Below are 23903 nucleotides of genomic sequence, written 5' to 3' on the forward strand. Positions count from 1 at the left end.
ACGACTATCTTGTCATGGTCAAGGTTCGGCGTTTAGTCACCATTTGGTAAGCTTCGATGATGTCGCCTTCAGCCCAATCATGGAACTTATCAATGCCGACACCACATTCATAACCAGAGTTGACTTCACGGGCATCTTCTTTCATCCGTTTGAGGGAATCAAGCACACCTTCGTAAACCATCTTGTTACCACGACGTACCCGCACTTTGCAGTTACGCAGCAGTTTGCCTGATTGAACGTAGCAGCCAGCCACGGCTCCACGACCGACAGGGAAGACAGCACGCACTTCTGTTTGTCCCAATGGTTCTTCCACCAATTCTGGCTCCAGTAGACCTTCCAAAGCTCCTTGGATATCTTCTAGCAGTTTGTAGATGATGTTATATTCCCGCACATCTACACCAGCTTCATCAGCAGCCTGCCTAGCACCACTGGCATAGGTGGTATTGAAGCCGATGATCACAGCATTACTAGCCGCAGCTAAGTCGATATCTGTCTCGGTGATTTCCCCAGGGGCAGCTAACAGCATCCTGATTTGGACTTCGTTTTGGGGAATTTGTTTGAGTGAGCCAATAATAGCTTCTACGGAACCTTGTACGTCTGCTTTCAAGATTAAGTTGAGTTCTTTTAACTCGCCTTCTTGAGCTTGAGCAGAGAGGGTTGTGAGGGTGACACGTCCTTGGAGGAGGCGGGATTGGCGTTGTTTATCAGCCCGGTCAGCAGCGATCGCTCTGGCTTGTTTTTCGTTTTCAAACACCTCGAACTCATCACCAGCCGCAGGGACATCGCTTAAACCTAATACCTCTACTGCAAAGGAGGGGCTAGCTACTTCTACTCGGCGACCTCGGTCATCCACCATCGCGCGGACTTTACCAAATGCCGAGCCAGCCACCAGCATATCACCTACGTGCAAAGTACCATTTTGAATCAGCAGAGTAGCTACTGCTCCCTTAGCTTTATCCAAATGTGCTTCAATGACTGTACCCTTAGCCACCCGATCTGGGTTAGCAGAGAGTTCAGCAACTTCAGCCACCAACAGAATCATCTCTAATAGGGTATCCAGGTTTTCACCACGAATGGCGCTCACAGGCACCATGATAGTTTCACCACCCCATTCTTCCGCAGTTAGGCCATACTGGGTCAACTCTTGTTTAACGCGGTCTGGTTGTGCACCTTCTTTATCAATTTTGTTGATGGCTACAACAATGGGAACACCCGCCGCTTGGGCATGGCTAATGGCTTCAATGGTTTGGGGACGAACACCATCATCTGCTGCTACGACTAACACAGCAATGTCTGTTACCCTTGCACCTCGCGCCCGCATTGCGGTAAAGGCTTCGTGACCAGGAGTATCTAGGAAGACGATTTGTTGTGCCTTGCCGTCATGTTCCAGATCCACATGGTATGCACCAATGTGTTGAGTAATACCCCCAGCTTCCCCAGCCGCCACTTTGGTTTTGCGAATGGAATCAAGCAAGGTGGTTTTACCATGGTCTACGTGACCCATAATTGTCACTACTGGTGGACGACGGTGGAGATTTTCTAGGTCTTCCACATCCAGCATTTCTGTGACTTTACGAGCTTCTGCTTCTGGCTCAGCTGTTTCGACTTCTACTTCTAATTCCTTGGCAATCAGGGTAATGGTGGGAATATCCAAATTTTGGGTGATACTCACTGCCATACCTTTGATGAACAGGATTTTCACAATCTCTGTATCAGCAATGACCAAACCATCAGCCAATTCTTGTACCGTCATTGGCCCAGTGACGACTAATTTTTCTGGGCGTTCGCGTTTTGTTTCTGTTTCTTGGCGACGGTTTTGCTCACGGTTAGTAGCAGCAGCTTTCTTAGCTGCTCTGGTTGTGGGACTAGAAATTGTGGCAACAGGTTGTAAAGCAGGCTTGCTGGACTTAGGTTTAGGAGGACGAGCAATGGAGAGACTCACCTGGACTGCTGCGGGTATGTCTAGACCGTCTTCCCCTAAAAAGTCTTCATCTTCAAAGTCATCTTCCAGAATCGGCTTGACTCGTTTGCCCTTGGCTCCAGATTTTGACTTTTCTTTAACTTCGTCAATAATCTCCTCTTCTTGCCACTTTTTTGGGCCACCCTTAGCTAAACGTGGTGGAGTGGGGCGCTTCAAGTCAAGGATTTCTGGTGTGACAACTTCATCATCCAAAAATTCTTTGTCTTTTTTAGCAGCGGCACCAGCCATGGGTCTGGGAGGGGTGGCAACAGGAACAGCCGCCACTGGTTCTGTGGGACGGGCTGGTCTGGGTCTTTGTCCCTCACCGCCTGGTGCTGGGGGTCTATTCCCACGATGTTCTGGTTTACCAGCACCAGTCCCTGGCCGTCCTGGCTTAGATGGTGCGCCTTGAGGTGCTTCTGCTGTCTGCTTATTGCCTCTGGGCTTAGATGGTTCACGTTCGTCTTCGTTACGACGTTGACGTTCACGTTTGAGGATCGGTTTTTCGACTGGTGATCCTGAATCTGCTGGTGAACCTTTTTCTTCTGCTGGTCTAGACGGTGGTGCCACTAATTGTGGCTTTTGGGGTTTTTCCGGCTTGGGTTTAGCTGGAACTACTTTCTCTGGTTTTTCCGCCGCAGTTTTTTCTGCTGCTGGAGTAGAAGGATTTTTCTTCTCCGGTTCAGCGAGATTGGGTTTTTGCGGGGTCTCAGATTGATTCCGGGGTACAGGTCGAATAGGTGCCGTCGGCTTCATGGGCGAGACTTGTGGTGTAGCGAAAGGCCGTGGAGGTGAGGGAGGATTAACTTCAGACGAAGCAACGTAATTATTGGTAGCAACTGATGCCTCAGGGGCATTGGAGGTAGTGTTTCTCAATATTTTGGGTTTGCGAATTTCCAAAATTTGTTGTTTATGGGATGCAGCAGGTCGGTTTCGGGAGCCAGTTTGGGGTGAATTTGGTTTATGGCTGTGATTACCTTGTTCCTTTCTAGAGGCCGCATGAGTTGCGGGCAGTTTTTCTGCCGCCGACCGAATGCGTTCTGCCTCAGACTCTGAAATTGTGCTGCTATGGCTTTTGACCGCGATATTGAGCTGGTCGCAAATTGCTAATAGCTCCTTGTTATCCAAATTCAATTCCTTTGATAATTCGTAGATTCTAACTTTGCCGTTGTTCATCCACTCTTTCCTTTGTAATCTACAGTTTTAGCGGATGGTTGCCTGGTTAACGACATCTCCATCCTTTGATCACTGTTTTTTCGGTTGCCCTTGGTGATGTTGCCGGTGCCTCCAATTAGGAAAGAGAGATGTTTCGGTTTAATGCTGGCATCCCCACCAGGAATGATGGTTGACGCCGAACTGCGCTGTTGCGCTACCAGGTTGCCATTTTTTAGGTTTTTGTTTTGCTGATTCTGAGTCTTCCACAACACAATCGAGTAAAACTTGTTGGGAGTATTGCCTCGTCCCTCACTATTTTGTTGGAGAGCCGTATGCTTGCTACACCCATTTACTATTTTGGCACTAACCCCAGCGATCCAGAGAGATTTGGTTGAGATTACAGGTTTGAGTCCTGCAATATCTTTGCTCTCAAGATTACCGCCGTCAAGGTCTAGGAAATCTTAAGTTTGGGGATTGCTGTTAGTGAGGCGTTGCCACAATGTTTGATACAGTGCTTCTGGCACTGTTGCATGTAGCGATCGCCCTAGTTTATTCTTTTTTTGAGCCACCTGGAGGCAGCTTGCTTGGGGGCAAATATAGGCTGACCGCCCCATGCCCTCATCTAATTGTACCTTTCCCGATGGAAAGACGCGGACAATTCGCCAAAACTCTTCTTTAGATCCTACTTGGCGACAACTGATACAACGCCGATAATTCGGTTTCATGACTTTTTGCTTTGATCAGGCAGCAGTCTGTCGGTGAAAAAATTCCCCTTGACCAGGTCACTGTGAGATGGTCAGTGAACAGACAACTTCCCAGGCAATTAATTATTCATCCTCGCTAGTGTCAAAGTTATCTTCCTCTAATTCTAATTCTTCTTGCATTTCATCCTCTATTTCCTCCAAATCATTGTCATCATCCTCCGGTTGATATTTAGCTCGTGCAGCAGCAAATTTAGCATCCTCTGCGGCATGATCGTATTTAGCTTTATCTTTAATGTCGATTTTCCAACCAGTGAGGCGAGCAGCTAAGCGGACGTTTTGACCTTCTTTACCAATCGCCAAACTCAGTTGGTCTTCCGCAACTAAGACGTGGGTTTGTCGGGTTTCAGGGTCCATAAGACGCACTTCATCAACCCGTGCTGGACTCAAAGCATTAGCAATATATGTTGCTGGATCTGGAGACCAGCGAATTACATCTATTTTCTCCCCACGTAACTCGTTGACTACCACCTGAATTCGTGAACCTCTAGCACCAATACAAGCGCCAACAGGATCTACATCACGATCTAGGGTATCTACTGCAATTTTAGTCCGAGGGCCTACGTAGCGAGAAGGGGGATTTGCTTCCCGTGCCACAGCAACAATTCGCACTACTTCATCTTCAATTTCTGGGACTTCGTTCGCAAAAAGATAAACTACAAGTCCTGCATCAGCGCGAGACACCATTAATTGGGGTCCCCGTTGTTGACCTTGGGAAACTTTTTTCAGATAGACCTTAAATGTGGCATTAGCTCGATAATTATCGTTGGGTAGCTGCTCCCGTTTTGGTAATTCTGCTTCTACTTCTGGTTGGCCAAAACCGCTACTCACTGCCAAAATTACTGATTGACGCTCAAATCTCAAAACTCTAGCTTGTAATACCGTACTTTCTAGGTCTTGGAACTCTTCTTGCACCATTTGGCGTTGTTGATCTCGCAGCTTTTGAGCTAATACCTGTTTGGTTTGCATCGCTGCCATACGACCAAATTCACCTTGGTCTGGGGTGACATCAAGCACGACAGAATCACCTAATTGTGCTTCTGGTGCTACTTGTTGAACTTCTTCTAAAGAAATTTGATGATCGTTATTACTAACTTCTTCAACAATTGTTTTAGTAGAAAGAACGCGGAATCCTTCACTATCAATATCTAGTTCTACTTCAAAATTATCAAAATAGTCTTCATCAAATTGTTTTCGTTCTAAATTTTGGGCGCGACGATAACGTTCATAACCTTTGAGTAGGGCTTCTCTGATAGCTGACTGTACTGCTAGACGTGGTAAATTGCGTTCACGACTAATATTTTCAATTAAATCTTTTAAACCAGGTAAACTAACCATTGACATAAGCAATCTCCTTAACTTTGATGTAAGCACCCAAGCAAATTTTCGATGTTAAGTTTTGATTTTAAGTTTGGGATTTTTGATTTTTCTTGCCTGAGTATGGGTTACTTGCTAAATACACTCCAATTGACGATATCTGTTCCTGGGGAAACCTACGGAAAACTTAACGATCAAAAGATTGTTATTTTCAGTTTTTGGGATGTTGGGGATGGTAGACCTAGTCCACCATGTTGTCCGAGTGTTTAACACCCACTACCCAATCGCAAATCCAAAATCTAAAATCTAAAATTTAAAATCAATCAGCGGCGCTCATCCAGTTGCACCCTAGTAATTTGGGTGCGGGGAATTTCAACTACACGACCTTTTTGATTTAAGTAAACAGCTGTTTCATCTCGACGAACCAATTGTCCAATCCACTCTTGTTGTCCTTCGTAGGGTGGGGAGGTGGAAATAAGGACAGGAAAACCTTTAAAGGAAATAAATTCCCTATCAGTGGTAATTTGTCGAGAAATTCCAGGACTGGATATTTCTAAGACATAAGCATCTGGAATGATCTCTGCCGCATCTAAGGAGGCTTCCAAGGCACGGCTCATCCGCTCACAATCATCCAGACCTGTGTCCTGTATGGGATTACGGATATCTACCCGCAAAACCGGCGGACGTTGGTTTGTGTGAAAAACTGCACCAACAACTTCTAAACCAAGTTCTGCTGCTACTGGTGTTGCTAATTCAAGAATTTGCGGGACTAAAGGATGAGTCATGCGAGAATTCAATAAAAAAAGTGGGCAACTACCCACTTCCTGCGATAAGGATATCTTCCAAGAAGTATTGTGACGAACCGAGATCGGTTCGCCCCTAACATGAGTGTAGCGTATTTCTTTCAATAAACAAGAAGGAGGGAGAAGGGAAGGAGTTCAGAAGTTCAGAAGTTCAGAAGTTCAGAAGCTACAGAAGTTCAGGAGTTCTAGAAGTTCAGAAGTTCAGGAGTTACAGAAGTTCAGGAGTTACAGAAGTTGCAGAAGTATGGGTGATCCCTACGGCACGATGCGCGAACAAGCATGGTTACTGGTGAGGAATACTCACCCATTTGGGAAAAAATGGGATAGCTTATACCTGAAACTCTAATGAAATCATATCCTTGCCCGTTTTTTATTGTTAATTTTTAATTGGTATTTTTTTCTATGCTCTGTTACCTTTGCTCATTAGTGAGGTGCTGTTATTAACTACTGTTTTCATGCTTCCTTGGGTTCGCATTTGTCTGGTTTGTTCAATAATTTGGTCGATATCTTCTTGGGATAGTCGTTGAATGTAATTAATCTTCACTTCTTCGAGGAAGTCGCTTAGTAAACTTTGAATCTCTCCTAGCACATGCTGTTTCTGAATTTCTGAACTGAGGGTAGATGACAATTTGTCTATGAGTTGACGAGAAAGTTGGTTTGCTACAGGGTCATTGGTGGCGCTGACTACAGCTTTGTAGAGGTTGGTGATAATTTGGGTAGCGAGTTGGTCACTGATTTGTGTTTGTGCTTGACTTATTCCTGGCAACATATGGAGGTTGCGATAACCAGGAACCTGCTGGAAGGCTGTGTTGATGTTGTGGCGCAAAATAGCAATAATTTCTGGTTGGATTTTGGGTAGAACTTGATGAAAGACGGTTTGGAGTAAAAGATTAGCGATCGCTTCTACTTCATTGACGTTATTAATATCTATATAGGGTCTGACGTTTTCTGGCTGTAACAACCAGCGTGTAATCTCTCCTCGCTGAATTGATCCCTGTATTTGATTAATTACCCTTACCACTACAATTTCGGTAATTTCTTCCGCGAAATTGGCAACTATACCTTGATGAATCTGTTTTCTGATAACGCTTAAATCCAATATCTGGGCTTTATCTAACCTGATAACTACAGGCAATACCCGCAACCAGCGCCAATAGGGGATCAATAAAAAGAGGTCGTACCACCGCCATAAAACCGCTTCTAACCAACTCAAATTTCGATATCGACGCTTTAAATAAACAGTCCTGCCTAAAAATTCCAAAGCAAACAAGCAGACAAATGGTAAGTCAATTAGCCAGAATTTATCTAAAAATTCTCCGTTTTCCCCTATTTGCCGATGGTAATTGATGGCGATTAATGGCTGAATCTGTTGATTAAAAAAGTTAATTTCTTGTTTCCAACCATTTTTAGATAAATATTCTTGACTCCAAAAAATTGCAAAGGCACGTTTTGCAGATTCTTGTTTAAGATGATCTCTCATCCGATTTTTAATTTTTTCTAGCGTTCCGGTTTTGCCTGCTACTGCAAAAGGGTTGCTATTAATCATCTCCGTACTCAGGCGGTTGAGTTCCTCTAATTGGGTTTTGACCTGAGGAGAATTTAAGCCAGTTTGACTGACTTGTTCTTCTAAGGCTGCTACTGCTGCTAAATATTGTGTAGTATCACGATTAGGTTCTATACCTTTGATGTCATCATAAATTTGAGTAATCTGAGGAAGTCTGCGCCAGTAAAAATCGCGCCAGGGCACATAACTCAAATCAAATACTACTAAACCTAAGTTCACACTGGCGACGACTGCCATTAACCTTTCAAACCAAAGGTTACGCCGTTTAGAGGTTTGAGGATTAATCATTGCTGGTTACTGATTATACTTACATTCACAATATTATTGAGCTTAAATTTAGAACTGAGTCTGATCAATAACACCGTTCATTTAAGAGCAGACTATGTAGAGCATATAAAACTTCTATTTGTTCATATTTTTTAATAATTTACTGGTATCTAATTAATCAAAATTTATAAATAAAATCAAAAAACGATCTTAAAGAAACTTAAAATGCACCTGTTAGGCTCTCTACCATGCTGATTTAATCTCAAGGAGTTTTAAGAATGTGGTGTGATTTTGGCAAATCAAGGGCAGCGGTTGCATTAACTTGCTTAGTTACTGCTAGTGTCGTTATTTCTGATACAGCTTTTGCAATTCGTCAACGTAACTATACTCCTGAAGAATTTCGTGCTGTGTTGAAAGGATTGGGTTATAACGTCAAAGTCACAAAAGGACCTTTAACTGACGAAGAAACAAAAAAGGCAATTACTGAATTTCAAAAAGGTTATAAATTAACTGTCGATGGTAAGGCAGGCCCCCAAACACAGGGGTTTGCAGCTAATATCGTTAAGATTTTGCAAGCTAATTTAAATGCGGTTTTAAAGCCAAATTCTCTTCTACCTCGTGATCAATTTTATAGTTCTCGAACAGAGGAATTGGTGAAGGAGTATCAGAAAAAGCATCAATTGGAGGAAACTGGTATAGCTGATCTCAAACTGCGTCAGAAGTTAGATGCAGAAGTTAAGCAAATCATTGGTCAACCTGCTGCTAAACCAACTCCTACACCTGCACCGACTGCTTCACCATCACCTAAGCCGTCACCCAAACCTTCTCCCACGGCAAAACCAGCAGTTAAACCAACAGTCAAACCAACAGTCAAACCAACAGCAAAACCAACAGCAAAACCAACTGTCAAACCAACAGCAAAACCAACAGCAAAACCAACTGTCAAACCTTCACCAACAGCTACACCAACAGCTACACCAACAGCTACACCAACGGCTACACCAACAGCTACACCAACGGCTACACCTTAAGCAGGGTCAAAAAGTTGATGATTAATTGTTCCCCAAAAAGATTTATTTGCATAAATGGCCAATAAAAATCTTTGATCTACAGGTTGATACATTGAGTCTGTATCAATGCAAAAACGAAATTCAAGACGCTGTTAATCAATCCCATACTATGAGGAAGGGGCTTCCATTAATTTGGAAGTCCCTTCCTATTAATTTGAACTTTGGATTAAGCAAACAGTGAAATCATTCACTCATCTAAATTTTCTCTGTTTTTTTTGTCAAAGATGAAAATTTTAAAAAGCACCAATTGATATGCTGACAGTTACAAGTAACAACATAATCAACATAGTAAAGAAGATGGCAGAATAAGGCGCATGATTAATCTGATCAAGATATTGATTTCTTTTGCGATCTGCATCAGTTAATTCTGTAAATACCATGTTTTTCATGAGATTTATTTTCCTCTAGATTATTTAGCGATGAAAATTAATAGACGCGATTTAAGATTTTAGAGTGGGAGATTGGGACTGTTTTGGTAGAAAAGGCAAAATATTAGATAATAGTAGCTTGATTATTAAGATAAACTAATGCCCAGACAATCCTTGAATACATCTAAAATCTCAACTTGAGCGACTGGTTGTTTGTATTAAACTCTAAACAAAATAGAAATGGATGTAAGTTATCAAAAGAGATGAAAAAATTTAATGATTTTAATCAATGGATAAATAAAGTAATTTTTACAACAAATTGATACGATTTATTATAAATAATCTGCTAAGTTATCTGCCCAGCATTTGTTTGGGGTTTGTCAAATATCCGTTTTGCGTGATGTTTGACTTTACCCTGGTGAAGCACTAGTGATTAACCATGACTATTGAATCTAATTCCTACGATTTACCAAAACCGGAACATAGAGTAGATGAAGACTTGGAACCGAATGATTTTGATGGAGGTTCTGGGAATCATGAACTAACTCCTGAAAATTTGGCAAGAAAACAAGCCTTAGCGGCTATTACTGCTTTACAATCTCCACAGCATACCAATGCTCTAAAACAGGCTCGTTCTGGGTTTCACATGGGCCAAAAGGTGGAGTTGGCAGTGAAGCCCAGGGCATTAATATTAACAGCGATCGCGATCGCTATGACTCTGCTGGGCATAATCATCAATAACTCATTCCTGGGGATCTTGGGCACCTTGGTGACATTGGGGTTATCAATAGCGATGCTTTCCCCTTGGTTGAAGGAAAAAATCAAAAAGTGGTTTTCACCTCAAGATAGAACTTTGTTCATTGCCTGGGTGGGGTTAATCATTGCAATTATTGGTATAGTAAGATTTACCAGTATAGGCGATCGCTTGCTGGCATTGGGGCGGAAAATCAACTGGGAAGCCTCTGGTACTCTGGCTGAATGGTTTGGAGCATTAGGACAAATCTTCATCGCCGTTATTGCTGTTTACGTTGCTTGGCGACAATATATTATTTCCAAAGACCTGACAATTCAACAAAACCTGTTGACTGTCCAGCAAAATATTATTACCCAACAACAAACCATAGATTCCTATTTTCAAGGCATTTCTGATTTAGTCCTCGATGAAGAGGGACTATTAGAAGACTGGCCCCAGGAAAGAGCGATCGCTGAGGGGCGCACAGCTGCTATTTTGAGTAGTGTTGATGGTAGTGGTAAAGCCAAAATTCTCCGCTTTCTCTCCCGTTCCAAATTACTCTCACCTCTGAAACGGGATCTGCGCTTGGGAAGGGCAATTCTCAATGGTGTAGGTGGATATGCAGAAGACCGTTTAGATGGGGTCAGAGTGATTGACTTAGGAGTGATGTTAGCCGCAGCAGACTTATCAGGCACAGATTTACGCTGGACTGACTTAAGCGAAGCAAATCTTGTTCGTGCCAATTTAAGTGGTTGTGACCTAGTCAAGGCTAACCTGTCTCGCACCATCTTATTTGACGCAAATCTCAGCGGTGCAGATTTAAATAGTGTGCGCTTATTTTATGGGACATTGGAACAGGCTTCACCCCGCAGTCGCACAGCCGAACCCAACTATGAAACAGGTGAACACACAGGGGCAGTGGTAGAAAATGCCGATTTCACCAACGCACAGAGAATATCAGACTCTGCCCGTTACTATTGCTGTGCGTGGGGAGGAGAAAAAACTAGAGCCACCATGCCTGGTGGGTGTGAAGGTATTCCCAATAAATTGGGACGATGAGGCAGTGGGGGAAGCAGGGGGAGAAAATTCTGACCCTACACCCTATCGCCTTTCCCTCTGTTTTACTCCCGAGTCAAGATTTCTACACCATCCTCAGTCACAGCTATAGTATGCTCAAATTGGGCTGATAATTTGCGATCGCGTGTTACTGCCGTCCAACCATCACTCAACATCTCAGCTTCCCAAGTACCTTCATTAATCATCGGCTCAATGGTAAATACCATACCGGCTCTCAGGCGTTTACCTTTGCCTCTTGTACCATAGTGGGGAATATCCGGTGCTGTGTGGAAAATATTACTAATCCCATGCCCCACAAAATCCCGCACCACAGAGAAGCCGTGAGCCTCCGCATACTCTTGAATAGCTGCACCAATATCACCAATTCTAGCCCCTGGCTTGACTTCTGCTATTCCTAATTCCAGACACTTCTGGGTAACTTCCACTAATTTTTTTGCTGTGAGAGAGGGGTTACCAACAATAAATGTTTTTGATGTATCCCCATGATAGCCATCGACAATTGGTGTGACATCAATGTTAATAATGTCACCATCTTTGAGAATTTGTTTACCATTGGGGATACCATGGCAAATTACTTCATTGACACTGGTACAAATCGATCTGGGAAAACCTTTATATCCTAAAGGGGCACTTTTTGCTCCTTGTGCTTGTGTCCAACGTTCGGCTTCATCATTTAGTTCTAAGGTACTTACCCCTGGTTTCACCAAAGGTTCTAAATGTTTTAATAACTTTGCTGCCAAGTTCCCAGCCCGACGCATTTTTTCTATTTCTCGTTGGGATAAAATAACTATTGGTTCTGTTTTCATTGAATTTGATTTACTACTTACTTAAAGAAATATATAGTTAATCCGCTGTTCGCAGCCCTTTTTGCTGCATCAGCAACTTTTAATGTATACAAACTTTCCTCTGGTGTGACATATAAAGGAGTACCATTAAACAGATGATCTAACACCATAGTTGTATCTTTTCCAAATAAACCCCGGCGACTACCAACTTCAATTGGTGTTTTCTTGTCTCCTTGTAACAGGATTCCCCCATCACCATCAAAAATTAACCCACCTTTTGTACCATGCACTTCAAATTTTCGTTCTGACTGCCATAAAGTTTCTCCTTTACCGTAAATAACTTGGGCCAACAATCCACTAGTAAAACATAACTGGGCAATACACAAACAGCCTTGATAATATTCCGTTCCTTCTTCTTCCCAATAACGCTGGTGACAATTAACAGTAAAAACATCTCCAAATAAATCAGTCAGACGATGTAACCGAGAAATCGCGCCAATTAAAGGAAACCCGAACAGGTCATGGTGATAAGTCCATTTCCGCGGTGCAGGATGCTGGGAGTTGATGGTACTGTAGCGAACATAAAATACATCACCAATTAAAGGTAAATTTTCTTTTAAAGCTTGATGTAAGCCGCCCAAAAGTTCTATATGTTCTACATGCAGTAGTTTTTTGTTGGTTTTGGCTAAGTCAATCAGTGACTGAGCTTCTTCTAAATCTATTGCTAGAGGGTACTCAACAACAACATGTTTTCCACTCATTAAAGCTGCGTGGGCGATTTTACCATGATCTCGATTCACTGTAGAAATCACCAGTAAATCAATATCATCTCTTGCTACCAGTTGTTGCCAGGAATTCATCCCCTCAATTGCGTATTCCTGAGCAAAAGTATTGGTCTTTTCTATTGTATGCCCAGCGATCGCTACTAAATGTGCCCGTGTATCTTGTTGCAATGCCTCTGCTCGGAGTTTAGCGGCATAACCAGTCCCAACTAAACCCACCCGCACACTTGTCGTTAGCAAAGGTGTCTCGGAATTATACATGTTCGTCACCAGTTATGTTTGTGGGGTTTTCTCAGATGCTGATTAAACCTTGTTTGCTTACAACTCAAGCAGTGAAAGTTCCATCAATGCCATAAGCATTTTATCAAAAACACAGTTTGAGCCTAGAGGCGTATTTTATATAACTAAAACTTATTAGTAGGAATTAACTAAATTTCATTACTAATCGCGGTGATTTTTCAGTTAAAAGCTTTTACTTTTCCCGTAGTATCAGAATTGAAGCAAATTGAAATTAGCGGCTAACCCGCTCGGAGTAGCCGTGTGCTTTGCTTGAGGATATCTTATACTGCCGTTTGCACAAGAGAGGAATACTAAATGGCTACTTACAAAGTCACATTAATCAACGAAACTGAAGGTACTACCCACACCATTGATGTTCCTGATGATGAATATATTCTAGATGCGGCTGAAGAAGCTGGTCTGGATCTTCCCTACTCTTGCCGCGCTGGTGCTTGTTCTACCTGTGCTGGTAAACTCGTTTCAGGTACTGTTGACCAATCCGACCAATCTTTCTTAGATGATGATCAAATTGAAGCTGGATATGTACTAACCTGCGTAGCTTATCCTACCTCCGATGTAACCATTCAAACTCACAAAGAAGAAGACCTGTACTAAGATTTAGGTTGGGTGATCATAAACCTGCCTTAATAATCAGAAAAATACAGCAAACAAGAAGAAAAAAACCTTTTTTTGTTCTTTATTATGCTGGAGTAATACAAAACAATTTTTTCCATGTTTGGTGGAGAAAAATCTCCAGGGAGGAAAATAGGATAATTCCTGTTCCTCCCACTTTGTATTGAGGAGTATGCCTTTCCTATCGGCAGTTCAAAAGGAAAAAGAAAAAATAAAAAAGAGTTTTTCTTGATTCGTAGTTATAGCCATAAATACACCCTGAAAAATCTGAAAATTCAGCAATTACTTATTTCAAATTGATGGATGTTTTGAGTTGCTGATCTAGTTTTTGTAATTTTGTACCGGGATAATAAAATTGCAGAATTCTTTCGCTTGACCAACCTAATTTAGCGAGGTTTTGAGCACCAGTCTGACTTAAACCTACTCCATGTCCCATTCCTCCACCAACAAAAGCGTATCCCCACAGCTGATCTTGACCTTTATTTAAAGGTTGGAGATAAAAAAATGTACTGATAGGTGGTCTTAAGGCACTGCGGACTTCATCTTTGTGTAGGGTAAATGTGCCAATATCTGTTTTTACAGCTAGTTTGAGAATGCGTCCACTTTGACTGCGTTCAACCACAGACATTGCTTCCACTTTTTTTAATTTGGCATAGGGACTTTTTTTCACTTGCAAAAATTTTTGCAAGTCTTTGGTAATGTCTTCTATGGTGCTTTCTTTACGCCATCTGAATACATCCCAAGAACTTTCATTAAACCCTTTTTCTAAATTGATAAACTGCTGAAAGTTTTTTTCGTCAGCTAGATTTTGGGTGGATAGATTCCAAATGTTAGTTGCTGCATCAAGGACTGGCCGCAAATAGGGACGGTCTTCTCCATTCCAAACGTCACTAAAGGAAGCTGTAACACCACCTGTTGTGGAGGAATACAAGGCATCTACTAGTTGTTGGTTGTAAGTTAGAACCATACCACTAGTGGCTGCACTAGCTTTGTCTGTGTTCCGTGAAACTGCATTCAGTCCTTGATACACTTGGCAATGGGTATCAGCGCACAGTTGATAGTTATCTATAGCAAATCGACGCAAGTTTCGTAGAGCGTAGGTGCGGGCAATTACAGCTTGTGCTTCTAGTGCTGCTGTTGGGGCATTGGGGCCAATTTCGTAGGGCAAAACTCCACGTACATAGGTTTCTAGTGGGACTTGATTAACTAAGGTATATGTACCGTAGGCGTTGGGTTGTAATCTAATGGTACCGGGATAGGTGAGAGTTTGTTCAGGCTTTTCACTTGTAGAGAGTTTAATTAAATTTTGATCAGAACTAATTTCTAAATTATTTTGACTGTAGCGTTTGCCATTGACTATGAGGCTAACTTGTGGCTGCTGGGACAAAATTTTAGTATCAAGATAAGCATTTTTATTACCAGAAGCTTCCATGCTCTGTAGCAGCAAGCGCCGTAGTAAGGGTGTGCTGTACACATCTCGTTTTGCCCATACTTGCCAGCGTTCTGGTTGGGCGATTTCTACTTCTATGCCTTGAGCACGAAGGTTTTTGGCACTGTCTTCTGCCGTTTCAAAGGTGCGGAAATCTCCTAAAACTAGTACCTCAACTACTGTTGGTTGGGGTAAGTTTTGCATTACCGTTTCCAGGGTGATGGGGTTTTGGGTAATGAGAGTTTGCGGCTGATTGCCTTGGGAAAATTGTAACTTCAAGCGATCGCCTTTTGTTGGTGACAATTGTACCTTGGCTTTAGGGTTAGAACCAAATCGCTGGACAATCCCAATTTGCAGTTCTACATCCTCACTACTGCTTACTGGCCCCGATGCAGCCGTTAGTCCCAATAAGCAAAATGTGGTCAGGAATGCGTATGAAGAACGCCAAAATAAAATTTTCATGGAGAATTGGTTTTGCCTCTTTGTGTGGCGTTGGGGCTGATTTTCAAGTTGTGTACCCTGATTTTTTTCTAGCTCATGCGCTCCCATTATACGATTTCCCTATTTTGCTCCGGACAGTTGCAAATCAAAGTCATAACGAGTATGATTTATCTATGGTCGAAACATAAAACTAGTTAGTAAAACTCCCTATGGTTCGGATTCAAGAAATTCCATTAAACCAAATCAAACGCCCCTTGCCACGAGAGAATGACCCCACCAAGGTGAAAGCCCTAATGGAATCTATCGCTGCCATTGGTCAACAAGAACCGATAGATGTCCTAGAAGTAGATGGACAGTATTACGGCTTTTCTGGTTGCCACCGTTACGAAGCTTGTCAAAGGCTAGGCCAAGAAACTATTTTAGCCAGAGTTCGCAAAGCACCCTTAAGTGTTCTGAAAATGCACTTAGCATAAAATTTACAGTTTAATTGTCAGCTATACTACCTTTATGGAGGAAAAAATTATGTCATCTTTAGCAAATGTCAATATTGGTATTGATGAAACCAGTAGAGCTAAAATAGCCGAAGGTTTATCTCGACTACTGGCTGATACCTACTCACTGTATTTGAAAACACATAATTTCCATTGGAATGTTACTGGGCCAATGTTTCAAACCCTACATTTGATGTTTGAAACACAGTATACAGAACTGGCCCTAGCAGTAGATTTAATTGCCGAAAGAATTAGAGCACTTGGTTATCCTGCACCGGGAACCTATAGCGAGTATGCGAAATTAAGCTCAATTCCAGAAACTCCTGGTGTTCCCAAAGCCAAAGAAATGATTCGCTTACTAGTGGAAGGACAAGAAGCTGTAGTGAGAACTGCCCGGTCAATTTTTCCTGTGGTAGATGAAGTGAATGACGAACCCACCGCAGATTTATTAACCCAACGGATGCAGGTACATGAAAAAACCGCTTGGATGTTGAGAAGTTTACTAGAAGACTAACGATAGAGGAAATGGGATACTATAGCAGGTGAAAGGTGAAAGGTGAAAGGTGACAGTGCTAAAAGCCTTTCAGTGTTCAGGTTTTAGTTGTGGTTCATGTCCTAACCATCTTGTCTACGGCTATAGTAATTAACCCATTTCCTCCAACTTTTACCCAATGAACCAAATTGATTTCACCCACAAGTTGCAAAGTTTAATGCAGCAAGTGGGTATTTCCAGTTTTAAATCTCTCAGTCGTGCTGCTGGTGTGTCAGAACGACAAATTTTACAGATGCGACAGGGTAAAATTCACAAGATGCGGCTAGAGATATTAATGAAGCTTTCGCAAGTTTTACATGTATCCCTAGATGAGTTAGTAGAATCTTTCTCAGGTTCAAGGGAAGTTGTTAACAGGGAACAGGTAAATAGTCAGGACTTAGACCTCAGAACCCAAGTGAGCAACTTACAAACAGAATACCATCGCCTCAATAATTTGCTGCAAACCCAACAACAGTCTCTACACCAAGAGTTTCAACAATCGAGTATCCAAATTTTAGAATCTTTGCTCCTACAGTGGCCTACAGCAGCGGAAAAAGCCAAGGAAAACCCAGAGTTAGCAGCAGTCAAAATAGTTCCATTGATACAAAAACCCTTAGACAAATTATTACAGGCTTGGGGAATAGAAGTGATCGCTTATGTAGGGGCAGAAATACCCTATGATCCTCAACAACACCAATTATTGGAGGGAGCGGCAAAGCCAGGAGACTTAGTGCAAGTACGTTATCTTGGTTATCGTCAAGGAGAAAGGTTATTATATCGTGCTAAGGTTAGTCCTATAAACAACTCATTGTAAATTTAAAATACCTAATAAATTTTAAACTGAATTTAAATTTTTCCGTTTATTTATAAATACTTTATATTCCCCCATAAAAATAATCTACAATTCAATTATTTAATCATATTTTGGTGTGTTAAATATCTGTATTTGTCGCCTTAGTAATATATACTAGCAACAATAGTATTTCCTTGAATTTATCAAAAATAAACGCTTATGAATGAAACAGTTAGAATTGTTAGCCTCAGTGGAAGTTTTAACACCAACTCTTCCTCCGTCTTTCAGCAAGATATTGACAAACTTATTGCTAGTGGTGCGAAATTCGTGTTGATTGACTGTCAAGGAGTCACATTTATGGATAGTTCGGGCTTAGGTGCACTAGTTCTAGCTTTTAAAAAATTGCAAGATGCAGGTATTAAAATGGCTATTTGTTCTATTAACGAACAAGTCAGAATATTATTTGAATTAACTAATATGGATAATATATTTGAAATCTTTCCGACCCAAGAAGCTTTTCAAAAAGTAGCTATTCCTGCTAATTAATCAAATTTAATTTGAAGAATAGATAAATCATCATCAAATACATCTTTGGAGTTTAAATTGGTTAGATACTTGAGGATATAATCTAGTTGATAATCAACGGAATGGTGCAAACTAACTAATAACTGAATAAATCCTTCCAAACTCCAAAGTGTATTATCTGGCTTCATAATTTCGTAAGCACCATCGCTGAAAATATATAGGGTACTCGATTTTTCTATCGTATAAGATTGGTTAAAGTATTGCGTATGAGGAAACATACCTACTGGCATACCTGGTGTTTTTAAAAGTTCTACTTCAGTGGTATTAGGTGTATTGCCAAATAATAAAATAGCTGGTGGATGACCAGCACTAGCATAGGTAAGTTCACGAGTGACACGGTTATAGACACCGTACCAAATAGTAAAATATTTATCATTTTGATAATTCATTTGAAAGGTGTCATTTAAAGCTTTTAATACATCAGAAGGATGATAATAGTTTAAGCCTTTGAGCGCACGAGAACGCAGTAGATTGTGTACAGAAACCGAGGGAAGAGTTGCTCTGAGTCCATGTCCAGCAGTGTCTAATAAGTAAACCGCTAAATAATTAGAATCAAGCCAATAGTAATCAAAACAATCTCCACCCAATTGTCGTGAAGGGATGAATCGAGAATCAATTGTTAAAGGGGAGGTCATGGGTAGAGGTAACAGGGATTTGACATATTCTGCTGCCTCTGATAATTCTGTTTCTAATAATAATTTTTGAGTTTGTAAATCTCGATTCAGTTGATGTAGTCTCAGTCCTGCTCTTACCCTAGCTTGCAGTTCATTTTGCTCAATCGGTTTAGAAATAAAATCATCAGCACCAGCATCTAAGCCTTCTACCCGATGAGCTACAGAATCTAAAGAAGTGAGTAAGATAAAAAATGTCGTGGATAAATTGGGATCTTTTTTAATGCGATCGCATACTTCTAATCCACTCAATCCAGGCATCATCCAATCACAAATAATTAACGATGGTGGAGAAGATAGAGCCTGCAAAATGCCTTCTTCACCGTTGCTGACAGTAATAACCTCATAGCCTTGTTTTTCTAAAATTCTTTTCAGAAAAATTTGAATAGAAGGGTCATCATCAATGACTAAAATTTGAAACATAATGGAAATAAATATACAAAATTAAATTCGTCTGAATATAAAATTTTTCAAATATCATCTATATACTTATTCATTGCTACTATGCCAGGAAATTTTTACTAGAAAAATTGAAAATTGATGAATTTAAAATAAGATTTATTCACTTGTTTAAAGGAATATCAAGAGTAGAGCAGGGCAAAAATGAATATACAGCCCAAGCATAATTTACAACTGTGTCGTTCTATCTTCTGCTGCTCTAGAAACAATTACAACGCTGAGAGAGGATTTAACCATAGCAACATGGTACGGCTAAGTTGGTTTAAGTCTCGGTATGTTTCCTGTTTAAACCACTGTCCTAAAGCATCTAAAGGACTAAAAGAGTTTCCTATTTGCCATTTAATATCTTGACCGAGTGGTGTGGTATGATTACCAGTCAAATTTTGGATAGTCACCATATCTGGAAATCTTTTTTGGAGAATTTGAGTTAAAACAGCTGATTGGTCTAGGGTGTCATTGCTAAATTTAATTAATAAATTACGGCGAATTTGATACCTTTCTTGCACTAGTTGGTTAGTTTGTGCTGGTGTAGGAGTAAACTCAACCGCAAACTGAGAATTAAGCTGTTCTACTAAGGGGATAGCTTCCTGTGCTGTGAAATTATTAAAGGAGATTAAAATATTTCCTGCTCGCTCCACAGAAAAGAGGCTACCAATGAGTAAGTGAAGTTTGCAACCCATACTGTGGCCTACACCGTAAATGGGAAGGTAAAGCTTGCGTAGTTGGCCAGAGTCTTGTAAACGTTCCAGAGTACGCTCAAAGTTGAGGAGTACAGAATCAGCGATCGCGCTATGATCTAAAGTATTCACAAAAGGTGTAGCAATCACCACATAACCTTTACTGACCAGATTTTCCAGCAAACAACGGTAAGTTAAATGTGGAGCCGTAGCCACAAAAGCACCACCCAAAAAATGAATAATGCCAATAGGGTTACGAGGAATTACTACCCAATTACCTCTAATGTCTTTCCAGTCCATGCTAATGTGCTGTGTGATTGATCACAACAAGTGCTTCTCTTTCATGTTAAAACGGGTATGGTAATTCTGTCGCAGATTAAAGAAAAACCTGCGGATGAAAACAATCATTCCCTGCCCTCTCTCCCCTTTCTCCTTCATTCCTCAGGTGCAAAGGTTAACCAGAGGTGGAGTTATCCTTGACTTTGTAACCTTTTCATTTCATATTGCACATCTAAAGCAATTTGCAAAGCCTCATTTAACAATCTGCCATGTTCTGTAGCTTGTTCTGTCACTTGCAAAGATGCCAAAGTCGCTAAATTATTAGCAAATAGTTCAGAATTATTGAGAATAAAGTTTTTGTTTTCTCTCATAATTCTTTCTGTTTTTAACGCTCTAATTAAATCAGCTTTTGTTAATTGCAAAGCCTCAATCACTCTTTCTCGCTTCTGAATCTTTACGTCTAAATTACCAGCAGCTTCTATTTGATCATTAATATCTATAGCCTTAATGACAGAATTAAATCTTTTGACATCATTCAACAAAATTTGTAGAGAATTAGTCATATTGACTTTGAGTAATTTACTCTGCCTTTTCCACCAAAAATATAAAACAGCCTGACTTAATCCGGCTAACCACAATATAAATAATATAAATAAGAATCCAGAATTATTAATCGGTATAGCTAATATTCTCACAAATACATCAAATATTAAATAAGTAAATAAACACACAGATAAACTAATAAAAATTACCGTTGCTCCTTCCGAACCGCGAATTTTTCTGAGCAAACTCTTACCAAGTTTTTGCAAATTCCTGGTAATGATAATTAACTCAGCATTCACAGGTAAATTAGTTATCTCTTGTAGTTCTTGTGGAGTAATTTCTAGCCCTTGCAGATCATCACGCACAGTTGCTTAAACCTCCCATTGACAGTGACAAAGTATAATATAGCAAGCCCACTTCCACAATGGTGAGCAACCTGGCAGTTTCTACAAAACTTTCCACAAACTTCATTCTTTATCTTCAAACTGTAAATTCATTTATGAATAACTAAAGAAAATAAATAAAATCCAGCCGCACTAAAGATAAATAAAATAGTAAGAGAGTATACAACTACATCTTTCAAAATAAATAATATCCAATCTTTCAACAGTTCTTGCCTAAATTTTAATTCCCTCAATTTGTAGTCAAAATCCGCCGCTTCTTTAGCAGAAATATTTATATAACGGCTAGTGTAGATATTCTCAATCACTTCCTCATCTACAGCATTCTCCCAATTATTATTTGTATCCTTTAAAGTTTCTAATGGCTCATTTATTTGAGTAGAAACAATTGCTAAGTTCTCTGCCTTGAACTTTTCTATTTCTTTTTTCATCACTTTTTTCACTATTTTGGTGATTAAAGCATCAAGATTTTTGTCAGTCATCTTGTTTGATATAGTTTAGAGTAAATTTACAGTTATTTTGCAGGGAAACTATTGAAAACTTAATAGCTAATAATAATTAAAAATTAAAAATTTGATGTTTTATCGGCCTCATTATTGAGCAAAATTGGAACAAATTCATGATCATTTATAGCCACAGGGCATTTAGGACATCGATATAATACTCAAATTGAGATCATGAGAGGCTTATTTCTGTTCAAGCTGAAAATAATAATCACCCCTTTCCGCGACTGGAAAGGGGTTATGAAAAGTGACTTCTCACTAGCCAAACTCAAGACACAACAAACTTTAATAAGCGTCTTGCAACTCGTAGAAATCAGGCGAAATGTAATCCTTACGTAAGGGCCAACCGACCCAATCTTCTGGCATCAAAATCCGCTTCAGGTTAGGATGACCCTCGTAGATAATGCCATACATGTCATAGGATTCGCGCTCTTGCCAGTCAGCTGTTTTCCAAATCCAGTAGACTGAAGGCACTCTGGGATTTTCCCGTGGCAAGAAGACCTTCACCCTGATTTCTTCAGGACGGTCAGCATTATCACCCACTTTAATTAAGTGATACACACTCACCAAATCTTCTCCTGGCCCCAGGTCAGAGCCGCCCTGAAACTGGAGATAATTAAACCCGTAGGCATATAAAGCTGTAGCAATAGGTAGTAAAAATTCAGGCGCTACCTTAATAATTTCTACACCATTAACATCTGGCGCTAAAGATTCATGTTCAAAACCATTTTCCCTCAGCCACTGGGAAACCTTACCAGCTTGAACAATAGCATCTGGCGCTGCCACTATTTTAGATTCTTCATCAGCCACGCTTTTGTTCCTCCTTTTGAGACTTGGATGTTAACAGGGCTGGGGGTATGGGCATACCAATTGCTTCTGTCAATTCCTTGGGTGGACTGAAGCGAGTTTCTGATTGTAAATACTTACCAGTGAGAATTTCTGCTACTGGCTTGAGATTATGAGTTGTACTGTAGTAGCGATGGATTTGCTTAATTTGACCACGTTCTTGCATGGAATCATTAGCAATTTTCTTCCGCAGTTTGATAATCGCGTCAATAATTGCTTCTGGACGGGGAGGACAACCAGGCAAGTAAACATCTACAGGAATTAACTTGTCAACACCACGTACAGCAGTGGGAGAGTCCACACTAAACATCCCACCTGTAATGGTACAAGCACCCATAGCAATTACATACTTAGGTTCTGGCATTTGTTCATAAAGACGCACCAATTGAGGAGCCATCTTCATGGTAATCGTGCCAGCAGTAATGATTAAGTCAGCTTGTCTAGGACTGGAACGGGGGATAAGTCCAAAGCGGTCAAAGTCAAAACGCGAGCCGATTAAAGCCGCGAATTCAATAAAGCAACAGGCTGTACCAAACAAGAGCGGCCACAAACTAGAAAGCCGTGCCCAGTTGTAGAGGTCATCAACGGTAGTCAAAATGACGTTTTCAGAAAGGTCTTGAGTGACAGTGGGACGCTCAATGGGGTTGATGATTCTCTCTTTGTCCTGGGTAGTTATATTAGAATTCAAGACCATTCCAAGGCTCCTTTACGCCATGCGTACACTAAGGCGATGACGAGAATCGCAATAAAAATGAGGGCTTCAATAAACGCCAATAAGCCCAGACGGTGAAAAGCTACCGCCCAAGGATATAAAAACACTGTCTCTACATCAAAGACCACGAATACTAAGGCAAACATATAGTAGCGAATATTGAATTGAATCCAAGCTCCGCCAATGGGTTCTAGCCCGCATTCGTAAGTGGTACGTCTTTCTAGACTATTACCACTGGGTCTGAGAAGTTTGGACGCTGACAGCGCTAGGGCTGGAACTAGGCTACAGATAATCAGAAAGCCTAGAAGGTACTCGTAACCGCTAAGGACAAACACAATGAATATCTACCGCTAATGGTGTAAATAAAGCTGTAACTTTCTTTTACATTATATCTTTTCGGCTTTTCTGAAATATGGGAAACAGAAGAACCGAGGGTATTTGATTCGTTTTGGTCAGTGATAGAAAAATCTAACAGTTATGTCATAATTTGTAACGTATATTTAAGATTTCTTCTCTGCGAGACCAAAGCTATGAGCGAACAAGCTGAACAAGCTGATGCAGCTGTTGAGACTCCAGTCTTAGACCGCTATGAGTGTCGCGCCTGCGGTTATGTTTATGAACCTGAGAAGGGAGACGATAAATATAGTATCCCTGCTGGGACATTATTTTCTGAACTGCCCATTAATTGGCGCTGTCCAGTGTGTACAGCCAAAAAAGCAGCTTTTGTCAATATCGGCCCAGCAGGTACAGCATCCGGTTTCAAAGAAAACTTAAATTATGGTTTTGGTGTAAATAAATTGACACCAAACCAGAAGAATATTTTGATTTTCGGTGCTTTAGCCCTTGGCTTTTTACTTTTTATCAGTCTTTACGGTTTACAATAGCACTCACTTTTTTTCGTACTCTCTTTTGAATTGACCCTAGTTCCAAGTTATTTGGTGAAGGGTGTAAAAGGTGGGTAATGAATGGGTAATCTTCTGATTACAC

At 40.8% G+C, this 23903-nt stretch carries 24 protein-coding genes; 8 read left to right on the plus strand and 16 right to left on the minus strand.

Going from position 1 to position 23903, the window contains the following annotated elements; translation table 11 throughout:
• Positions 1–4: 4 nt before the first annotated feature.
• The 5 genes from infB to H6G73_RS00395 all read right to left on the minus strand — a co-directional run bounded on the left by infB (position 5) and on the right by H6G73_RS00395 (position 7848).
• Positions 5–3136, minus strand: coding sequence for a translation initiation factor IF-2 (gene infB, locus H6G73_RS00375; protein WP_190600958.1), 3132 nt, complete (start codon positions 3134–3136; stop codon positions 5–7).
• 440 nt (positions 3137–3576) lie between these two features.
• On the minus strand, positions 3577–3840 hold the full coding sequence (locus H6G73_RS00380) for a YlxR family protein (RefSeq protein WP_190600959.1): 264 nt from the start codon (positions 3838–3840) through the stop codon (positions 3577–3579).
• 102 nt (positions 3841–3942) lie between these two features.
• The gene (gene nusA, locus H6G73_RS00385; RefSeq protein WP_190600960.1) at positions 3943–5220 is read right to left on the minus strand and encodes a transcription termination factor NusA; all 1278 of its coding nucleotides are present in this window, start codon (positions 5218–5220) and stop codon (positions 3943–3945) included.
• 296 nt (positions 5221–5516) lie between these two features.
• Positions 5517–5978 (minus strand): ribosome maturation factor RimP, encoded by a 462-nt coding sequence (rimP, locus tag H6G73_RS00390; RefSeq protein WP_190600961.1) that lies wholly within the window; start codon positions 5976–5978, stop codon positions 5517–5519.
• Between the two features lie 418 nt (positions 5979–6396).
• On the minus strand, positions 6397–7848 hold the full coding sequence (locus H6G73_RS00395) for a hypothetical protein (protein ID WP_190600962.1): 1452 nt from the start codon (positions 7846–7848) through the stop codon (positions 6397–6399).
• 257 nt (positions 7849–8105) lie between these two features.
• On the opposite strand from H6G73_RS00395, the gene H6G73_RS00400 reads away from it, so the two are divergent.
• Complete coding sequence (locus H6G73_RS00400; protein ID WP_190600963.1) at positions 8106–8858, plus strand: peptidoglycan-binding protein; 753 nt, start codon at positions 8106–8108, stop codon at positions 8856–8858.
• 272 nt (positions 8859–9130) lie between these two features.
• Here H6G73_RS00400 and H6G73_RS00405 read toward each other — a convergent pair whose 3' ends face one another.
• The gene (locus H6G73_RS00405; RefSeq protein WP_190600964.1) at positions 9131–9286 is read right to left on the minus strand and encodes a hypothetical protein; all 156 of its coding nucleotides are present in this window, start codon (positions 9284–9286) and stop codon (positions 9131–9133) included.
• 418 nt (positions 9287–9704) lie between these two features.
• Here H6G73_RS00405 and H6G73_RS00410 point away from each other — a divergent pair, with 418 nt between their 5' ends.
• Positions 9705–11057, plus strand: a complete 1353-nt coding sequence (locus H6G73_RS00410) for a pentapeptide repeat-containing protein (protein ID WP_190600965.1) — start codon at positions 9705–9707, stop codon at positions 11055–11057.
• Between the two features lie 62 nt (positions 11058–11119).
• Here H6G73_RS00410 and map read toward each other — a convergent pair whose 3' ends face one another.
• Positions 11120–11881: a type I methionyl aminopeptidase gene (map, locus tag H6G73_RS00415; protein WP_190600966.1), complete on the minus strand. Its 762-nt coding sequence runs from the start codon at positions 11879–11881 to the stop codon at positions 11120–11122.
• A gap of 17 nt (positions 11882–11898) precedes the next feature.
• The gene (locus H6G73_RS00420; protein ID WP_190600967.1) at positions 11899–12903 is read right to left on the minus strand and encodes a Gfo/Idh/MocA family protein; all 1005 of its coding nucleotides are present in this window, start codon (positions 12901–12903) and stop codon (positions 11899–11901) included.
• 333 nt (positions 12904–13236) lie between these two features.
• On the opposite strand from H6G73_RS00420, the gene H6G73_RS00425 reads away from it, so the two are divergent.
• On the plus strand, positions 13237–13536 hold the full coding sequence (locus tag H6G73_RS00425) for a ferredoxin (RefSeq protein WP_190600968.1): 300 nt from the start codon (positions 13237–13239) through the stop codon (positions 13534–13536).
• A gap of 304 nt (positions 13537–13840) precedes the next feature.
• Here the strand turns inward: H6G73_RS00425 and H6G73_RS00430 are convergent, their stop codons facing one another.
• On the minus strand, positions 13841–15445 hold the full coding sequence (locus H6G73_RS00430) for a SpoIID/LytB domain-containing protein (protein WP_190600969.1): 1605 nt from the start codon (positions 15443–15445) through the stop codon (positions 13841–13843).
• 188 nt (positions 15446–15633) lie between these two features.
• Between H6G73_RS00430 and H6G73_RS00435 the strand changes: the two genes are divergently transcribed.
• The 4 genes from H6G73_RS00435 to H6G73_RS00450 all read left to right on the plus strand — a co-directional run bounded on the left by H6G73_RS00435 (position 15634) and on the right by H6G73_RS00450 (position 17786).
• The gene (locus H6G73_RS00435; protein WP_190600970.1) at positions 15634–15897 is read left to right on the plus strand and encodes a ParB N-terminal domain-containing protein; all 264 of its coding nucleotides are present in this window, start codon (positions 15634–15636) and stop codon (positions 15895–15897) included.
• 49 nt (positions 15898–15946) lie between these two features.
• Entirely contained in the window at positions 15947–16429 is a 483-nt protein-coding gene (locus H6G73_RS00440) for a Dps family protein (protein ID WP_269468935.1), read from the plus strand.
• 157 nt (positions 16430–16586) lie between these two features.
• Positions 16587–17261: a nucleotide exchange factor GrpE gene (grpE, locus tag H6G73_RS00445; protein WP_190600972.1), complete on the plus strand. Its 675-nt coding sequence runs from the start codon at positions 16587–16589 to the stop codon at positions 17259–17261.
• A gap of 198 nt (positions 17262–17459) precedes the next feature.
• Complete coding sequence (locus H6G73_RS00450) at positions 17460–17786, plus strand: STAS domain-containing protein (RefSeq protein ID WP_190600973.1); 327 nt, start codon at positions 17460–17462, stop codon at positions 17784–17786.
• Here H6G73_RS00450 and H6G73_RS00455 read toward each other — a convergent pair.
• From H6G73_RS00455 to ndhC, 7 genes are all read right to left on the minus strand, one after another.
• Positions 17783–18919: a PP2C family protein-serine/threonine phosphatase gene (locus H6G73_RS00455; RefSeq protein WP_190600974.1), complete on the minus strand. Its 1137-nt coding sequence runs from the start codon at positions 18917–18919 to the stop codon at positions 17783–17785. The two genes, H6G73_RS00450 and H6G73_RS00455, sit on opposite strands and share 4 nt — an antisense overlap.
• 245 nt (positions 18920–19164) lie before the next feature.
• Positions 19165–19932, minus strand: coding sequence for a DUF1350 family protein (locus H6G73_RS00460; protein WP_190600975.1), 768 nt, complete (start codon positions 19930–19932; stop codon positions 19165–19167).
• A gap of 170 nt (positions 19933–20102) precedes the next feature.
• Complete coding sequence (locus H6G73_RS00465; RefSeq protein ID WP_190600976.1) at positions 20103–20819, minus strand: hypothetical protein; 717 nt, start codon at positions 20817–20819, stop codon at positions 20103–20105.
• Positions 20820–20947: 128 nt separating this feature from the next.
• Positions 20948–21337 (minus strand): hypothetical protein, encoded by a 390-nt coding sequence (locus H6G73_RS00470; protein ID WP_190600977.1) that lies wholly within the window; start codon positions 21335–21337, stop codon positions 20948–20950.
• A 306-nt stretch (positions 21338–21643) separates the two neighbouring features.
• A complete protein-coding gene (locus H6G73_RS00475) occupies positions 21644–22168 on the minus strand; it encodes an NAD(P)H-quinone oxidoreductase subunit J (RefSeq protein WP_269468936.1) in 525 nt (174 codons plus the stop codon).
• Positions 22161–22898 (minus strand): photosynthetic/respiratory NAD(P)H-quinone oxidoreductase subunit K, encoded by a 738-nt coding sequence (ndhK, locus tag H6G73_RS00480; protein ID WP_190600978.1) that lies wholly within the window; start codon positions 22896–22898, stop codon positions 22161–22163. The genes H6G73_RS00475 and ndhK overlap by 8 nt, the downstream gene beginning before the upstream one ends.
• Positions 22889–23251 (minus strand): photosynthetic/respiratory NAD(P)H-quinone oxidoreductase subunit C, encoded by a 363-nt coding sequence (ndhC, locus tag H6G73_RS00485; RefSeq protein ID WP_190600979.1) that lies wholly within the window; start codon positions 23249–23251, stop codon positions 22889–22891. Before ndhC ends, ndhK begins: the two co-directional genes overlap by 10 nt.
• 195 nt (positions 23252–23446) lie before the next feature.
• On the opposite strand from ndhC, the gene H6G73_RS00490 reads away from it, so the two are divergent.
• Positions 23447–23800 (plus strand): rubredoxin, encoded by a 354-nt coding sequence (locus H6G73_RS00490; protein WP_190600980.1) that lies wholly within the window; start codon positions 23447–23449, stop codon positions 23798–23800.
• The last annotated feature ends 103 nt before the right edge of the window (positions 23801–23903 follow it).

Source organism: Richelia sinica FACHB-800, assembly GCF_014698825.1.
Taxonomy (GTDB): domain Bacteria; phylum Cyanobacteriota; class Cyanobacteriia; order Cyanobacteriales; family Nostocaceae; genus FACHB-800.

Bases quoted from the DNA above. Each gene is read 5' to 3' on its own strand.
- infB (WP_190600958.1), bottom strand. From the start codon at position 3,136: ATGAACAACGGCAAAGTTAGAATCTACGAATTATCAAAGGAATTGAAT.
- H6G73_RS00380 (WP_190600959.1), bottom strand. From the start codon at position 3,840: ATGAAACCGAATTATCGGCGTTGTATCAGTTGTCGCCAAGTAGGATCT.
- nusA (WP_190600960.1), bottom strand. From the start codon at position 5,220: ATGTCAATGGTTAGTTTACCTGGTTTAAAAGATTTAATTGAAAATATT.
- rimP (WP_190600961.1), bottom strand. From the start codon at position 5,978: ATGACTCATCCTTTAGTCCCGCAAATTCTTGAATTAGCAACACCAGTA.
- H6G73_RS00395 (WP_190600962.1), bottom strand. From the start codon at position 7,848: ATGATTAATCCTCAAACCTCTAAACGGCGTAACCTTTGGTTTGAAAGG.
- H6G73_RS00400 (WP_190600963.1), top strand. From the start codon at position 8,106: ATGTGGTGTGATTTTGGCAAATCAAGGGCAGCGGTTGCATTAACTTGC.
- H6G73_RS00405 (WP_190600964.1), bottom strand. From the start codon at position 9,286: ATGAAAAACATGGTATTTACAGAATTAACTGATGCAGATCGCAAAAGA.
- H6G73_RS00410 (WP_190600965.1), top strand. From the start codon at position 9,705: ATGACTATTGAATCTAATTCCTACGATTTACCAAAACCGGAACATAGA.
- map (WP_190600966.1), bottom strand. From the start codon at position 11,881: ATGAAAACAGAACCAATAGTTATTTTATCCCAACGAGAAATAGAAAAA.
- H6G73_RS00420 (WP_190600967.1), bottom strand. From the start codon at position 12,903: ATGTATAATTCCGAGACACCTTTGCTAACGACAAGTGTGCGGGTGGGT.
- H6G73_RS00425 (WP_190600968.1), top strand. From the start codon at position 13,237: ATGGCTACTTACAAAGTCACATTAATCAACGAAACTGAAGGTACTACC.
- H6G73_RS00430 (WP_190600969.1), bottom strand. From the start codon at position 15,445: ATGAAAATTTTATTTTGGCGTTCTTCATACGCATTCCTGACCACATTT.
- H6G73_RS00435 (WP_190600970.1), top strand. From the start codon at position 15,634: ATGGTTCGGATTCAAGAAATTCCATTAAACCAAATCAAACGCCCCTTG.
- H6G73_RS00440 (WP_269468935.1), top strand. From the start codon at position 15,947: ATGTCATCTTTAGCAAATGTCAATATTGGTATTGATGAAACCAGTAGA.
- grpE (WP_190600972.1), top strand. From the start codon at position 16,587: ATGAACCAAATTGATTTCACCCACAAGTTGCAAAGTTTAATGCAGCAA.
- H6G73_RS00450 (WP_190600973.1), top strand. From the start codon at position 17,460: ATGAATGAAACAGTTAGAATTGTTAGCCTCAGTGGAAGTTTTAACACC.
- H6G73_RS00455 (WP_190600974.1), bottom strand. From the start codon at position 18,919: ATGTTTCAAATTTTAGTCATTGATGATGACCCTTCTATTCAAATTTTT.
- H6G73_RS00460 (WP_190600975.1), bottom strand. From the start codon at position 19,932: ATGGACTGGAAAGACATTAGAGGTAATTGGGTAGTAATTCCTCGTAAC.
- H6G73_RS00470 (WP_190600977.1), bottom strand. From the start codon at position 21,337: ATGACTGACAAAAATCTTGATGCTTTAATCACCAAAATAGTGAAAAAA.
- ndhK (WP_190600978.1), bottom strand. From the start codon at position 22,898: ATGGTCTTGAATTCTAATATAACTACCCAGGACAAAGAGAGAATCATC.
- H6G73_RS00490 (WP_190600980.1), top strand. From the start codon at position 23,447: ATGAGCGAACAAGCTGAACAAGCTGATGCAGCTGTTGAGACTCCAGTC.